At 68.8% G+C, this 14,628-nt stretch carries 15 protein-coding genes and 1 tRNA gene; 1 reads left to right on the top strand and 15 read right to left on the bottom strand.

Going from position 1 to position 14,628, the window contains the following annotated elements:
* Window positions 1-16 precede the first annotated feature (16 nt).
* Window positions 17-913 carry a LysR family transcriptional regulator ArgP gene (locus BN1193_RS02770; RefSeq protein WP_040163876.1) on the bottom strand — a complete coding sequence of 299 codons (897 nt, stop codon included), beginning with the start codon at window positions 911-913 and terminating at the stop codon, window positions 17-19.
* Window positions 914-983: 70 nt separating this feature from the next.
* On the opposite strand from BN1193_RS02770, the gene BN1193_RS02765 reads away from it, so the two are divergent.
* Window positions 984-1,628, top strand: a complete 645-nt coding sequence (locus BN1193_RS02765; RefSeq protein ID WP_040163875.1) for a LysE/ArgO family amino acid transporter — start codon at window positions 984-986, stop codon at window positions 1,626-1,628.
* 14 nt (window positions 1,629-1,642) lie between these two features.
* Here BN1193_RS02765 and BN1193_RS02760 read toward each other — a convergent pair whose 3' ends face one another.
* From BN1193_RS02760 to BN1193_RS02695, 14 genes are all read right to left on the bottom strand, one after another.
* On the bottom strand, window positions 1,643-2,425 hold the full coding sequence (locus tag BN1193_RS02760; protein WP_040163874.1) for an amino acid ABC transporter ATP-binding protein: 783 nt from the start codon (window positions 2,423-2,425) through the stop codon (window positions 1,643-1,645).
* Window positions 2,412-3,080 carry an amino acid ABC transporter permease gene (locus BN1193_RS02755; protein WP_230206386.1) on the bottom strand — a complete coding sequence of 223 codons (669 nt, stop codon included), beginning with the start codon at window positions 3,078-3,080 and terminating at the stop codon, window positions 2,412-2,414. The genes BN1193_RS02760 and BN1193_RS02755 overlap by 14 nt, the downstream gene beginning before the upstream one ends.
* Entirely contained in the window at window positions 3,080-3,892 is an 813-nt protein-coding gene (locus BN1193_RS02750) for an amino acid ABC transporter substrate-binding protein (protein WP_040163873.1), read from the bottom strand. Before BN1193_RS02750 ends, BN1193_RS02755 begins: the two co-directional genes overlap by 1 nt.
* 152 nt (window positions 3,893-4,044) lie before the next feature.
* Window positions 4,045-4,731, bottom strand: a complete 687-nt coding sequence (gene rplA / locus BN1193_RS02745) for a 50S ribosomal protein L1 (protein ID WP_040163871.1) — start codon at window positions 4,729-4,731, stop codon at window positions 4,045-4,047.
* A 14-nt stretch (window positions 4,732-4,745) separates the two neighbouring features.
* Window positions 4,746-5,177 carry a 50S ribosomal protein L11 gene (gene rplK, locus BN1193_RS02740; protein WP_040163869.1) on the bottom strand — a complete coding sequence of 144 codons (432 nt, stop codon included), beginning with the start codon at window positions 5,175-5,177 and terminating at the stop codon, window positions 4,746-4,748.
* Window positions 5,178-5,333: 156 nt separating this feature from the next.
* The gene (locus tag BN1193_RS02735) at window positions 5,334-6,965 is read right to left on the bottom strand and encodes an AMP-binding protein (RefSeq protein ID WP_040163867.1); all 1,632 of its coding nucleotides are present in this window, start codon (window positions 6,963-6,965) and stop codon (window positions 5,334-5,336) included.
* Between the two features lie 27 nt (window positions 6,966-6,992).
* The gene (locus BN1193_RS02730) at window positions 6,993-8,243 is read right to left on the bottom strand and encodes an MFS transporter (protein ID WP_230206385.1); all 1,251 of its coding nucleotides are present in this window, start codon (window positions 8,241-8,243) and stop codon (window positions 6,993-6,995) included.
* A gap of 222 nt (window positions 8,244-8,465) precedes the next feature.
* Complete coding sequence (locus BN1193_RS02725; protein ID WP_040163866.1) at window positions 8,466-9,320, bottom strand: helix-turn-helix transcriptional regulator; 855 nt, start codon at window positions 9,318-9,320, stop codon at window positions 8,466-8,468.
* Between the two features lie 116 nt (window positions 9,321-9,436).
* The gene (gene nusG, locus BN1193_RS02720; protein WP_040163982.1) at window positions 9,437-10,507 is read right to left on the bottom strand and encodes a transcription termination/antitermination protein NusG; all 1,071 of its coding nucleotides are present in this window, start codon (window positions 10,505-10,507) and stop codon (window positions 9,437-9,439) included.
* Window positions 10,508-10,563: 56 nt separating this feature from the next.
* Window positions 10,564-10,824 (bottom strand): preprotein translocase subunit SecE, encoded by a 261-nt coding sequence (gene secE / locus BN1193_RS02715; RefSeq protein WP_040163864.1) that lies wholly within the window; start codon window positions 10,822-10,824, stop codon window positions 10,564-10,566.
* A gap of 38 nt (window positions 10,825-10,862) precedes the next feature.
* Window positions 10,863-10,935 (bottom strand) — tRNA-Trp (locus BN1193_RS02710).
* Between the two features lie 162 nt (window positions 10,936-11,097).
* On the bottom strand, window positions 11,098-11,685 hold the full coding sequence (locus tag BN1193_RS02705; RefSeq protein WP_040163862.1) for a TetR-like C-terminal domain-containing protein: 588 nt from the start codon (window positions 11,683-11,685) through the stop codon (window positions 11,098-11,100).
* 83 nt (window positions 11,686-11,768) lie between these two features.
* Window positions 11,769-13,139, bottom strand: a complete 1,371-nt coding sequence (locus BN1193_RS02700) for an NAD-dependent succinate-semialdehyde dehydrogenase (RefSeq protein WP_040163860.1) — start codon at window positions 13,137-13,139, stop codon at window positions 11,769-11,771.
* Between the two features lie 14 nt (window positions 13,140-13,153).
* Window positions 13,154-14,617 carry an NAD-dependent succinate-semialdehyde dehydrogenase gene (locus tag BN1193_RS02695; RefSeq protein WP_040163859.1) on the bottom strand — a complete coding sequence of 488 codons (1,464 nt, stop codon included), beginning with the start codon at window positions 14,615-14,617 and terminating at the stop codon, window positions 13,154-13,156.
* Window positions 14,618-14,628 lie beyond the last annotated feature (11 nt).

Raw genomic sequence — 14,628 nt, 5'->3', positions numbered from 1 at the left:
CGCGGACGGAGGTCCATCACGCCGACGGTGCCGCCACCAGCGTGCGGTGCGCCTGCGCGACGATCTCCGCGCCGACGGCATCCAGCAGCGTGGACCGAACGTTCCACTGCTGCCAGTACAGCGGCACGTCGAGGTGTGAACCGTCGAGCGCTCGCACCTCCCCCGCCGCCAGAGGCGCCTCCAGCTGGAACGGCAGCAGCTGCCCCCACCCGAGACCCATCAGCACCGCCTGCGCGAACTCGCTCGACGCCGGAACGCGGTGACGTGGCGGCGCGGAGGGGTCCACGCCCCGGGCCACCAGCCAGCTCGTCTGCAGGTCGTCGCGCGAATCGAAATCCACCAGCGGCGCATCTCTCAGGGCATCAGCGGTGGCACCGTCCGGGAACCACTGCTCGTGGAACGCGACCGTCGCCACCGGGGTGTACCGCATCGCCCCCAACGGGGTCACTCGGCACCCGGCGATCGGATCGGCACGAGAGGTCACCGCGCCGAGCACCGTCCCGGCCTCCAGCATTCCGACCGTGAAATCCTGATCGTCGCGGCGCAGGTCGAAGGTCACCGGGTACTCCGCTGCGAGATGGCCCAGCGCGGGCAGGAACCACGTCGCGAGAGAGTCCGAGTTGACGGCGATCGGGAGCGATGCCCGGCCGTTCGCGGCGAGACCCAGTTCCGTGAGCGCATCCGCCTCGAGATGAGCGATCTGCCTCCCGTAACGGACGACCGCCTCCCCCGCAGCCGTCGCGCGAACCGGCCGAGAACGCACGAGCAGGACGCGGCCGACGAGCGATTCCAGTGTGCGCAACCGCTGACTCACCGCCGGTTGGGTGACGCGAAGGCGGCGGGCTGCGGCCTCGAGGGTTCCCTCGTCGACGATGATGGCGAGCGTCTCAGCGAGGTCGGGCGGAATCCGCATATCAGCCACACTAATGCTTCCAAAGAAATCATGTCTCGCGCTTCATCTCACCTCGGCCTAGCGTGAGAGCATGCCCTTCCTCACCGGCCTCGGCACCGGCCTGTCCCTCATCATCGCGATCGGCGCGCAGAACGCGTTCGTGCTTCGTCAGGGCATCCGGCGCGAGCACCTCCTGGCGGTCGTCCTGGTCTGCGCGCTGTCGGATGCGCTGCTGATCAGCCTCGGCGTGTCCGGGGTGGGCCTGGCGCTGCAGGCGGTGCCGATGCTGGTGGTCGTCGTGCGCTGGGTGGGCGTGGCGTTCCTCGTCAGCTATGCCGTCCTGGCCCTGCGCCGCGCGTGGCGTCCGTCCGGCGACGCGCTCTCCGCCGAAGACGCGGGCACAGCCGACGGCGGTGCGGCGCGCACGACGACCACACGAGTCCGAAGCACCACGCTGACGGCGACCGTCCTCACGACCCTGGCGATCACCTGGCTGAACCCGCACGTCTACCTCGACACGGTGTTCCTCCTCGGTTCCATCGCGCAGGCGCAGCCGAACCGTCTCCTCTTCGCGCTCGGCGCGATCAGCGGGAGCTTCCTGTGGTTCTTCGCGCTCGCCTACGGGGCGCGCCACCTCGGGCGCTGGCTGTCTTCGCCCCGGTCATGGCGGATTCTCGACGTCGTCATCGCCGTCATCATGCTGGCCATCGCGGCCTCGCTCGCCCTCGGCCACTGACGGGCAGCCTGGCCTCAGTCCAGCGGTCGCAGGATGCGATCGAGGAACTTCCGGGTGCGCTCCTGCGTCGGCCGGGTGAAGATCTGCTCGGGAGTCCCCTCCTCGACGATCACCCCGCCGTCCAGGAACACCACCCGGTCAGCCGCCTGGCGCGCGAACGCCAGCTCGTGCGTCACGATGACCATCGTCCAGCCCTGGGCAGCGAGCTCGGCGATCACCTTGAGCACCTCGCCCACGAGCTCCGGGTCGAGGGCGCTGGTCGGCTCGTCGAAGAGCAGCAGGTCGCGACGCAGTGCGAGAGCGCGCACGATCCCGACGCGCTGCTGCTGGCCGCCGGAGAGTTCGAACGGCCGCGCCTGCGCCTTCTCGGCGAGCCCGACGCGCTCCAGGAGCTCACGCGCCTGGGCCTCGGCTTCGGCGCGGGGCACCCGCTGCACCCGGACGGGACCCTCCACCACGTTCTGCAGCACCGTCATCTGCGGGAACAGGTTGTGCTGCTGGAAGACCATCGCCGACCGGTCGCGGAGGGCATCGCGAGCGGACTGCCCGACGCCGACATCGAACACGATCGGGGCGTCGGGACGGATCTCGATCGTGCCCTCGTCCGGAACCTCCAGGCCGTTCAGCGAGCGCAGCAGCGTGGTCTTACCCGAACCGCTCGGCCCGATCAGGACGACGACCTCGCCGCGCTGCACCTCCAGGTTCACGCCGCGCAGCACCTCGTTGTCACCGAAGCGTTTGGTGATGCCGGACGCGGTCAGCAGCGGCAGGGTGGGGTCCAGATCATCGAGCGACACGGTTCTCCAGCTTCCTCTCGATCCGACTCTGCCCCCACGAGAGCACCAGACAGATCACCCAGTACACGGCCGCCGCCTCGATGTAGATCGCCAGGAACTCGTAAGACGCCGAGGCGATCTGCTGCGCCTGGCGGAACAGTTCCGTGACCAGCACGAGAGAGGCGAGTGAGCTGTCCTTCACCAACGAGATGAAGGTGTTCGACAGCGGTGGGATCGCCACGCGGATCGCCTGCGGCAGGATGATCCGCCACAGCGTCTCGCCGCGTGACATGCCGATCATGAAGCCGGCTTCCCACTGCTCCTTGGGCACCGACAGGATGGCGGCTCGGATCACCTCGGCGGCGTAGCCACCCACATTCAGCGCCAGCGCGAGGATGGCGCTGGGCCACGGCGGTACCGTGACGCCGATCGAGGGCAGGCCGTAGAAGATCACGAACAACTGGACCAGCAGTGGCGTGCCGCGGATCACGGAGACGTAGGCCCGCGCCAGCCAGCGCAGGAGCGCGTTGTGCGACAGCCGCATCAGGGCCACGCCGAACGCGATCACGAGACCGATCGCGAACGACGCCAGCGACAGCGGGATCGTGCCGGTCAGGCCCCCCAGGACGATCGGGCCGAGGGAGTCCCAGAGCAGCTGGAGCAGGCTCCCGTCCACTACTCGGAGACGTCCTGGCCGAAGTACTTCTCGCCGAGCTTCGCGAGGGTGCCGTCTGCGCGCAGCTTCTCCAGCGCGCCGTCGATCGCCGCCATGAGCTTGTCCTCGTCCTTCCGCGCAGCGAACGCGGCTTCGCCGGCGTCGTCGGTCTCCGCCGCGATCTTCAGATCCTTGGCACCGTCGATCTTCTTGTAGTCCAGGAAGGTCAGCTCGTCATTGATCGTGGCGTCGACGCGGCCCTGCTGAAGCAGGGCGACGGCCTGCGCCCACCCCTCGACGGCTTCGACCTTCGCGCCGGACTCGACGGCCAGATCGTGCCAGTTGCTGCTCAGCGACTGCGCTGTGGTCTTGCCCTTGAGCGAGGCGAACGAGGTGATGTCGGAGTTGTCGCCCTTCACCACGATCACGCCGTGGGAGACCGTGTACGGCGCGCTCAAGGCGTACTTCGCCTTGCGCTCGTCGTTGATCGTGACCTGGTTGGCGATCACGTCGAACCGCTGCGCATCCAGGCCGGCGAAGATCGCATCCCACTGCGTCTCCTTGAACTCCACCTTCAGGCCGAGCTCATCGGCGACCGCACGCGCGATCTCCACGTCGTAGCCGGTCAGTTCCCCGCCGCCGTCCTCGTGGAAGCTGAAGGGGCGATAGGTGCCCTCCGTCGCGACGGTGAGGGTGCCGGACTCAACCAGCCCGTAGTCCTCGGTCGCCGCGCCGGTGGCATCGCCCGTGGAGCTTGAAGCCCCCGCGCAGCCGGCGAGCGCGAGCGCGGTGACGATCAGCACGGATGCGGCGGTGAACTGACGACGGGACATGGGGCTCCTTCACGTCGCCGGGACTCGAAGCGGCGACGGTTCACCGTAGCCGCCGAGCCCCCTCCGAGTCAGGGAACATTACCCTGCATGACCGCGCCCGAACGACGAAGGCCCCCGCCGAGTGGCGGAGGCCTTCGTGCGAGTCAGCAGACTCAGATGGCGTTGACGTCCAGCGGGATGCCCGGGCCGAACGTGGTCGACACGGCGCCCTTCTGGATGTAACGGCCCTTCGAGCTCGACGGCTTGAGGCGGACGATCTCGTCCAGCGCAGCCGTGATGTTCTCGTTCAGCTGCTCAGCCGAGAACGAGGCCTTGCCGACGATGAAGTGCACGTTGGCGTGCTTGTCGACGCGGAACTCGATCTTGCCGCCCTTGATCTCCTCGACGGCCTTGGCCGGGTTCGGGGTGACGGTGCCGGTCTTCGGGTTCGGCATGAGGCCACGCGGACCCAGCACCTTACCGAGGCGACCGACCTGGCCCATCAGCTCCGGCGTGGAGACTGCGGCGTCGAAGTCGGTCCAACCGCCGGCGACCTTCTCGATCAGCTCGGTCGAGCCGACCTCGTCAGCGCCCGCGGCGATGGCGGCCTCAGCGGCCGGACCGTTCGCGAACACGATGACGCGCGCGGTCTTACCCGTGCCGTTGGGCAGCATGACCGTGCCACGAACCATCTGGTCCGCCTTGCGCGGGTCGACCGAGAGCTTGAGCGCGACCTCGACGGTGGAGTCCGTCTTGGTCGAACCGGTCTCCTTCGCGAGAGCCACGGCCTCGCTCGGAGTGTAGAACTTGCCGTCCTCGATCTTGGCGAGGGCAGCGGTGTAAGCCTTGGACTTAGCCATTGTCGTTATTCCCCTCAGTCCTCGACCGTGATGCCCATGGAGCGGGCGGTTCCGGCGATGATGCGCGAAGCGTTCTCGATGTCGTTCGCGTTCAGGTCGGGCATCTTGGTCTCGGCGATCTGACGAACCTGGTCCTTGGTGAGCTTGCCCACCTTGACCGTGTGCGGCGTCGCGGAGCCCTTGGGAAGACCGGCGGCCTTCTTGATGAGCTCAGCGGCCGGCGGGGTCTTCAGGATGAACGTGAAGCTGCGGTCCTCGTAGACGGTGATCTCGACGGGGATGACGTTGCCGCGCTGCGACTCCGTCGCGGCGTTGTACGCCTTGCAGAACTCCATGATGTTCACGCCGTGCTGACCGAGCGCAGGGCCGATCGGCGGGGCGGGGTTGGCAGCGCCGGCCTGGATCTGAAGCTTGATCAGGCCGGTCACCTTCTTCTTGGGTGCCATTCCGTTTCCTTTCTCCGAGCGGACCGGACGGCCCGCTCTCCCACGTCACCGGCGAGTCCGGCACGTGGTGCTGTCCGTGCGCACGCCGAAGCGGCGCACAAACCACACAAGTCTACCCCATGGACGCCGGCCGCTTCGACCGCGAGAGCTCCCGGCTCAGGCGGCGGCGAGGTCGATGGCGCGGGAGCGCAGTTCGAACTTCTGCACCTTGCCGGTGGACGTGTGCGGCAGCTCAGCCAGGAAGACGAACCGGTCCGGCACCTTGAACGCGGCGAGACGACTGCGGGTGTGAATGCGCAGTTCCTCGGCGTCCACCTCGTGTCCGGCGCGCAGCACGACGAACGCGACCGGACGCTCACCCCACTTGTCATCCGGACGCCCGACCACGGCGGCCTCGAGAACGGCGTCATGCGACACCACGGCCTGCTCGACCTCGACCGTTGAGATGTTCTCTCCGCCGGAGATCACGATGTCCTTCGCGCGGTCCTTCAGCTCGATGTAGCGGTCCGTGTGCATGACCCCGAGGTCACCGGTGTGGAACCAGCCGCCCCGGAACGCCTCGGCGGTGGCGCGGTGGTCGCGGAAGTACTCCTTCATCACGTTATTGCCGCGCAGCACGATCTCACCGATCGTGATGCCGTCCGCCGGCACGTCATTTCCGTCGGCGTCCACGACGCGCGCCGACTCGGCCTGGACCATGCCGACGCCCTGGCGAGCGAGCAGACGAGCCCGCTCGGCGGCGGGCAGGCCCTCCCACTCCTCCTGCGGCTCGCAGATCGTGAACGGGCCGTAGACCTCGGTGAGTCCGTAGACGTGCACGACCGTGATGCCGAGCTCCTGCAGCGTCTCGATGATCGTCGGCGACGGCGGGGCACCGGCCGTCGTGATCCGCAGCGGGCGCTCCACGACGTGAGCGCGGGGTGACTCGGCGATGACCGAGCACACCGTCGGCGCGCCGCACAGGTGCGTGACGCCGAGGCCGTCGATGAGGTCCCAGATCGGGTCGGCGCGGACAGCGCGCAGCGCCACGTGCGTCGCGCCCGCCGCCGTCACCGCCCACGGCGTGCACCATCCGTTGCAGTGGAACATCGGGAGGGTCCACAGATACACGGAGGACGGCACGAGCTGCTGGTGGAAGATCTCACCGAGGGAGTTCAGGTAGGCGCCGCGGTGGGTGTACACGACGCCCTTCGGCTTCCCGGTGGTCCCGGAGGTGTAGTTGATCGAGATGGGGGCGCGCTCGTCCTCGATGTGCCAGGACACCGCCTCGCCGGCCCGGGTGAGGTAATCGGCGTAGGAGATCTGGCCGACCTCGACGTGCCCGCCGGGCTGCCCGAACTCCTCGTCCGGCACCTCGACCAGCGTCTCGACGGACGGCACCGTCGCGACGATGTCCCCGATCGAGGTGAGCAGCTCCGCGTCGATCACGAGGATGCGGGCGCCGGAGTGCTCCAGAATGTACTCGATCTCGGCCCGGCTGAGCCGGGAGTTGATCGCGACCAGGACACCACCGGCCAGCGGAACGGCGAAGTGGCCGATCAGCAGCTCCGGCGTGTTCGCGGAGAGGTAGGCGATCCGGTCGCCCGGCTCGATCTCCGCCGCGAACACCTCCGCCAGCCGCTCCGCCTCCGCGGCGAACCCGGCGTACGTGTACGTCCGGGCGCCGTAGGAGATCGCCGTCTTCCGCGGGAAGACCTCCGCCGAGCGCTGCAGGAACCGCAGCGGGGTCAGCGGCTCGTCATTCGCGGAGAGGACGTGCGGTGCGCTCTGGCCGGTGGTGATGGTCATGGGAGGGGTTCCTTTCGGGTGAGGAGGTCAGTCGCGATCGCGCAGTGATGCGCCGCGCGTCTCACGGAGCACGAGGATGCAGATCACGCTCACGACTGCGACGCCGGCCAGCAGGAGGCCGATCGCGTTTCCGCCGAACGAGCCGGCGAGCGATGCCGCGACCAGCGGCGTGATGCCACCGCCGACGAGGGCGGCGAGGTTGTAGGCCATGCCCGCACCGGTGTAGCGGTAGCGCGTGGCGAAGAGCTCGGGCAGGTACGACCCGACCGGACCGTACGAGCCGCCGGTGATGAACATCGTCACGGACAGTCCCACACCGAACGCCCACAGCTCACCGATGTCCAGCAGCGGGAACAGGGCCAGCGCCCACGGAACGGCGATGATCACCGAGACGAGGATCACGCGGCGGCGGCCGAAGCGGTCCGACAGCGCGCCGGCGAGGATCGTACCGACGGAGAAGCACAGCGCGGCGATGATGCCCATCGTGAGCACGGCCGGCCGGCTGAGTCCGAGGGTTGCGGTGCCGTAGCTGGTCAGGAACGCGGTTCCGATGTAGAAGAAGGCGAACAGCAGGACCGCGGCGCCTCCACCGAGGAGCACCTCGCGCGGCTGGTGGCGCAGAGCCTCGAGAACCGGAAGGCGGCGCGGCGCGGTGGCCGGAGCGGCGGCGGCACGCTCCTGCTCCTCGCGGAACACCGGGGTCTCCTCGACCTTCAGGCGGATGTAGAGGCCGATCAGCACCATGAGGGCGCTGACCACGAACGGAATGCGCCAGGCCCAGGAGATGAAGGCATCGGACTGGTCACCCAGGGTGAGGTTCGTGATGAGGAACGTGGCGCTGGCCAGTGCGAAGCCCAGCGAGGCACCGAGCTGCGGGAACGACGCCCACAGGCCGCGGCGGTGCGCGGGGGCGTGTTCGGTCGCCATCAGCGCGGCACCGGCCCACTCACCACCGACCGCGATGCCCTGCAGGAAGCGCAGCGCGATCAGGAGGATCGGTGCGGCGACGCCGATCGCGGAGGCGTCCGGCAGCACACCGACGAGGGCGGTCGCGCCGCCCATGATCAGCAGCGTGACCACGAGGGTCTTCTTGCGGCCGAGCTTGTCACCGAAGTGTCCGAAGATCAGCGCGCCGAGCGGACGAGCCACGAACGCGACGGCGAAGGTCGCGAAAGAGGCGATGGTGCCGGCCGCGGGGCCGAGTGCCGGGAAGAACACGGCCGGGAAGACGAGCGCGGCCGCGGTCCCGTAGATGATGAAGTCGTAGAACTCGATCACGCTGCCGACGGTGCTCGCGACGGCGACGCGCGCCGGGCCGGGGTTCGGGTGGCCGCCAGGTTGTCGACGGTCGAATCCGTCGTGGTGGAGGTGGTGGTCATCGCGTCTCCTTTGACGTGGCTCGCGCTGCGATGCGCGAGATGTCGATGGAAACACGACCCCGTTTTCGGGGCCCACCCCCCGATGGAGGGTCGCCCCCGGAGGCGGCGGGACGGATCAGGATCAGGGCAGCAGGCGGAGGCGGCGCGCGGTGGCGACGGCCTCATGACGGGAGTGCACTCCGAGCTTGCGGGTCACCGTCTGCATGTAGCCCTTGACGGTATCCGGCTTCAGCCCCAGGCGCCGCCCCGCCTCGGCGTACGAGCACCCCAGAGCCACTTGGGCCAGCACGTCGGACTCGCGGCGTGTCAGATCCGGCATCTCCACGCGTCCGAACTCGTTTCCCCCGCCGGTCAACCGGCCGGTGATGCCCAGGATCGTCCGCGCCAGTTCCGGATCCGGAGTGGAGCTGGCCAGCGCGACGAGCTCGGCGTGCGCGGTCTGCACCGCCGAGAGGACATCCCGGTCGACGTTCGGCAGGGCGAGCTCGGTCCCCCGGATGACGCTGAGTCGCCGGTCGACCTCGTCCCGGATCTGAAGCTCACTGGCGATCGCGCGAGTGGAGCGCAGCAGGTCGTCGGCCACGACGTCCCCGATGGAGACGCGCTCGCGCGTGGCCGCGTACACGACCGCTCGGGGACTGCCGTCCACCATGACCGGAACCGCGATCATCGACCTCAGCCCCTCCTGACGGACGGCGGCGTCGTGCTGATGCGAGATGTGGTCGCTGCTGACGTAGTCCGCGACGACGGTCGGGCGCAACCGCGCCATCGCGCCGCCACCGACACCCTCCCCCGGGCGCACCCAGAGCCGGCGGAGGCTGTCCGTGCTCGTGCCGAGGAGCTCGGTGATCGTGAGCGAGTCGTCGTCGACGAGCCCGGCGAACAGCACCCCCACGCCGGAGTCGATCGCCAGGTGCCGCAGCATGGAGCGCAGCAGGTGACGGTCATCGGGGCGCGACGGTTCCGGTTCGACCATGGCGCGCTCTCCCCTCCGTCGCTCGTTCCCCGGCAAACATCATACGTACCGAGACCCGGTCCGGGAATGGCGAAGGCCCCGCCGGAGCGGGGCCTTCGCACGAACGCGTGGGAGCGTCAGACCATCTTGGTGACCTGGTCGAACGACAGCTCGACCGGCGTCTCGCGCTCGAACAGCGAGACGAGCACGGTGAGCTTGCCGCTCTCCGGCTTGATCTCGGAGATCGTGCCCGGCAGACCCGCGAACGAGCCCTCCTTGATGGTGATGGTCTCACCGATCTCGAAGTCGACCTCGGCCTGAACCGAACGGACGGCGCCGCCGGTCTTGGCACCGCTCTTGGTCGGAGCGGACTCCTTGACCTCCACGAGCGACTTCAGCATGTTGAACGCCTCATCGAAACGCAGCGGCGTCGGGTTGTGCGCGTTGCCGACGAAGCCGGTGACACCCGGCGTGTGGCGGACGACCGACCAGGTGTCCTCGTTGAGCTCCATGCGAACGAGCACGTAACCGGGGATCCGGACGCGCGTGACCATCTTGCGCTGGCCGTTCTTGATCTCGACGACGTCCTCCATCGGGACCTCGATCTGGTAGATGTCGTCCTCGACCTCGAGCGTCGCCTTGCGCTGCTCGATGTTGGACTTCACCTTGCGCTCGAAACCGGCGTAGGAGTGGATGACGTACCACTTGCCCGGGAGCAGACGCAGTTCGAGCTTGAACTCCTCGTAGGGGTCCACCTCGGCCTCGGGAGCATCCTCCAGCTCGGCCTCGGCGGCCACGTCGGAGTCCTCGGCGACGGCATCGACCTCGGCCGATGCGGCCGCGACCGTCTCCGTGAATTCGGGGTCGAGCACGGGCTCGTCCGGCTCGCCGTTGATGTCGGGACCGTCGTACGGGGTCACGTTGTCGTCCTCCTCCACAGCAGGATGGGCATCGAGGATCGCGTCAGCCTCGGCCTCCAGCGCCTGCTCGTTGTCGTTCTCGTAGTCGCCGTTCTCCACGGCGACCTCATCGTCTTCGACGTCGTCGTGGTCACTGTCCTCGTCGACGACGTGGATCGCGGCCGTCTCGGCGGCATCGCTGGCGCGGTCCTCCACGCGGTCGATGTCGCCGGTCTGGTTCTCGTCGACCTCGCTGGACTGCTCGGCGGACGGACCCCAGTCGGCGTCGTCGTTGAATCGTTCAGCCACGGACATCTCTTTCGTTCGCTGCGGCTTCTGCCCCGGACGGGCGGAACCGATATCTCCTACGGAGCTCCGAAGACCACCGCTGTCACCCAGGTGAACAGCGTGTCCAGGCCGTACACCAGCGCCATCATCACGATGACGAATCCGAGCACGACTGCGGTGTACTTCAGCAGCTCCTGCCGGGTGGGCGTGACGACCTTGCGAAGCTCAGCGAAGACCTGGCGGATGAACAGCGCGATGCGAGCGAAGATGTTGGGCTTCTTCTCACGGGTCGCGCCGCTCGTCGCCGCGACTTCACCGCGCGAAGCGTCCTGATCCATCCTGCATGTACCTTTCGTGGTCAGCGTGCGCTGACGCGCAGGGCGGACAGGAATCGAACCTGCAACCTGCGGTTTTGGAGACCGCTGCTCTGCCAATTGAGCTACCGCCCTAGAGGCCCGGACGGGCCTCCAGAGGATATCCGCTCCGCCGCCGGCTCGAAGAGCATGGCGAAAGAATGCAGATATCAACTGCTTCGACAAGCATACGGCATCGGCACGGGGCGGGCGAACCGAGGCCGACGCCGGGGCGTGTCGAGGCTCATCCGGACGGGGTCAGCACGCACCGGCGCGCAGCATCGCGTGCAGCGCGTCCGCACTGGAGCGCGCGAACGCGTCGTCGAGCTCTCCGGTGGCCGGGAGCAGCGCTCGGAAGAACATCGGCCCCGCCGTCATCGCCAGGGCCGCGTCCGGGTCGGCGACCGGCGGAATCTCACCGCGCGCGACCGCACGGTCGAGCACGGCGAGGAAGGCCACCCGACGCGGCGCCAGGAACTTCTCGTCGAACGCTCGCGCTGCGGTCGGGTCCGAGGCGACCGCATGCATGAGCACAGCGAGAAAGCGCTTCGAGACGGGATCGGAGAACATCGCGATCTGCTCGAGCTGGATCCGGTGCAGGTCTTCGCCGAGGTCCCCCGTGTCGGGCGCGAAGCCGACCTCGTAGCGGGCGACCGCGATCGTGATGAGGAAGTGGCCGAGGCCCGTGAACCGGCGGTAGAAGGCGTCGCGCGTTACCCCCGCGCGCGACGCCAACCGCCGGACCGTGACCTCGGCCGTGTCTCCCTCGTGGATGATGTCCGTGATCGCGCCTGCAAGGGCGTGATCGATCGCCTCGTCCTTCGGCCGGCCGGGCGAACGCATCATAACGCGACCAGTGTAAGGTAACTCATCCGCGTCCGCCACTCCCTTTCACTCAGCATCCGAGCGTGCGCCCCGGTGGGCTCCTCTCAGCCGGCGATGCGGATGAGCTTCTTGTTGACGAACTCATCGGCCGCGAGCGCGCCGAGCTCACGGCCGGTGCCGGAGCGCTTGACGCCACCGAAGGGGAGCTCGGGCGAGTCCGCCAGCACGATGTTGACGTAGACCATCCCGGCGTCCAGGGCGTTCGCGATGCGCTCGGCCTGATCCGCGTCCGTGGTGAACACGTAGGACCCGAGGCCGAACGAGGTGTCGTTCGCGAGCGCGACGGCCTCCTCCTCCCCCGCCACCCGGTAGACGACGGCGGCGGGGCCGAACAGCTCCTCGCGGTACACGTCCATCTCCGGCGTGACATCGGTCAGCACGGTGGCCGGGAAGAAGGCGCCCTCGCGCGTCCCCCCGAGGGCCAGCGTCGCCCCCTGCGCCACGGCGCCGTCGACCTGATCCTGCAGGCGCTCCGCGGCGGCGAGGCTCGACAGCGGGCCGAGCACGGTGTCCTCCGCACGCGGATCCCCGACCGTGGCCGCACCCATCGCCGCGACGAACTTCGCCAGGAACTCGTCGTACAGCCCGTCCGCCACGATGAAGCGCTTCGCGCCGTTGCAGGCCTGTCCGGTGTTGTCCAGGCGCGCGTCGACACCGGCGGTGACGGCGGCGTCGAGGTCGTCCGTGGACAGCAGGATGAACGGGTCGGATCCGCCCAGCTCGAGCGCGACCTTCTTCAGGTTCCGGCCGGCCACCTCGGCGACGGCCGCACCGGCGCGCTCGGAGCCGGTCAGCGAGACGCCCTGCACGCGCGGGTCCGCGATGATGTCGGCGGCCTGCTCGTTCGTGGCGCGCACGTTGACGTACGCCCCCTCCGGGAAGCCGGCGTCGCGGAAGATCTTCTCGATCGCGTCCGCGGACTCCGGACACTGCGGCGCGTGCTTGAGCAGGATCGTGTTGCCGTTGACGAGGTTCGGCGCCGCGAACCGCGCCACCTGGTAGTAGGGGAAGTTCCACGGCATGATGCCCAGCAGCACGCCCAGCGGTGCGCGGCGGATGATCGCCGTCCCGGTGCCACCGAGGAGCTCGATGGGACGATCCGCGGTCAGCGTCTCGGCGTTCTCGGCGTAGTAGTCGATGATGTCGGCGGCGAAGTCCACCTCCCCGAGCGCACCCTCGCGGATCTTGCCCATCTCGCGCACGATGATGTCGGCGAGCTCCTCGCGACGTTCGCGGTGCAGCTCGGCCGCACGATGCAGCAGGCTCGCACGGTCCGCGACCGTCGACGAGCGGGACCAGCCGGCGAACGCCTCATGAGCGATCGCGACGGCCTGTTCGACCTCGGCCGCCGTGGCGGTGGGATACTCCGCCACGCGCTGGCCGGTCGACGGGTCGGTGACGACGTAGTCGGTCATCCTCTTCCTTCCGTTCAGCTCACCGGAATGAGCGTGTACTTCGTGGACAGGTACTCGTGGATTCCTTCGAGGCCGCCCTCGCGCCCGACACCCGACTGCTTCACGCCGCCGAACGGGGCCGCGGCGTTGGAGACGACGCCCACGTTGAGACCCATCATGCCCGTCTCGAGGCGATCGATCATCCGTTGTCCGCGCGCCAGGTCCTGAGTGAAGACGTAGGACACGAGTCCGTACTCGGTGTCGTTGGCCAGGCGGACGGCGTCCTCCTCCTCCTCGAACGTCGCGATGGCGAGCACCGGGCCGAAGATCTCCTCACGCAGGATCTGCGAACCGTCCGCCACCCCGGTGAGCACCGTCGGCTGGTAGAACGAGCCCGCGCCCGCGATCGCCTCACCACCGGTGGTGACGGTGGCGCCGCGCGAAACGGCGTCCTGCACCAGCTCGTCCGCCTTGGCCACGGCGTCCTGGTCGATCAGCGGACCGATCTGCACACCGTCCTCGGTGCCACGTCCGATCCGCATCGCGTCGACGCGCTCGGTCACGCGACGGGCGAATTCCTCCGCCACCGAGGACTGCACGATGAAGCGGTTCGCGGCCGTGCACGCCTGACCGATATTGCGGAACTTCGCGGCGAGGGCGCCCTCCACCGCCTTGTCCAGGTCGGCGTCCTCGAACACGACGAACGGCGCGTTGCCGCCGAGCTCCATCGACACCCGCAGCACGCCCTCGGCGGCCTGTGCGATGAGCTTGCGCCCGACCTCGGTGGACCCCGTGAAGGACAGCTTGCGCAGCCGCGGGTCGGCGATGATCGGTCCGGACAGCTTGGACGAGCTCGCGGTCGGCACGACGTTGACCACGCCCGCCGGGAGCCCGGCCTCGGCGAGGATCGCCGCGAAGTACATCGTCGACAGCGGCGTCAGTGCCGGGGGCTTGATCACGACCGTGCAACCGGCCGCGAGCGCGGGGGCGATCTTGCGCGTCGCCATCGCGAACGGGAAGTTCCACGGGGTGACGAAGAAGCACGGCCCGACCGGACGCTGCGAGACCACCATGGTGCCGGTGCCCTCCGGGTTCAGCCCGTAGCGTCCGGCGATCCGGACCGCCTCTTCACTGAACCAGCGGTTGAACTCGTTGCCGTAGGCCACCTCGCCGCGGGCCTCGGCCAGCGGCTTGCCCATCTCCAGCGTCATCAGCAGGGCGAGATCCTCGGCCCGCTCCGCGACGAGGTCGAACGCCCGGCGCATGATGTCGCTGCGTGTGCGCGGCGCGGTGGCGGCCCAGGCATCCTGCGCGGCGACCGCCGCGTCCAGCGCCCGGATGCCGTCGGCCGCAGAGGCGGACGCGATCGTGTGGATGACCTCGTTCGTGGCGGGATCGCGCACGTCGAAGGTGGCGCCACCCTCACCGTCCACCCATTCCCCACCGATGAACAGTCCGGTCGGCACGTCGGCCAGAAGGGCCGATTCACGCTCAGTCATGTGTGCTTTCT

It is taken from the genome of Microbacterium gorillae (assembly GCF_000826185.2).
In the GTDB taxonomy this organism is placed as follows: domain Bacteria; phylum Actinomycetota; class Actinomycetes; order Actinomycetales; family Microbacteriaceae; genus Microbacterium; species Microbacterium gorillae.
This window is presented reverse-complemented; position numbering and strand designations above follow the sequence as displayed.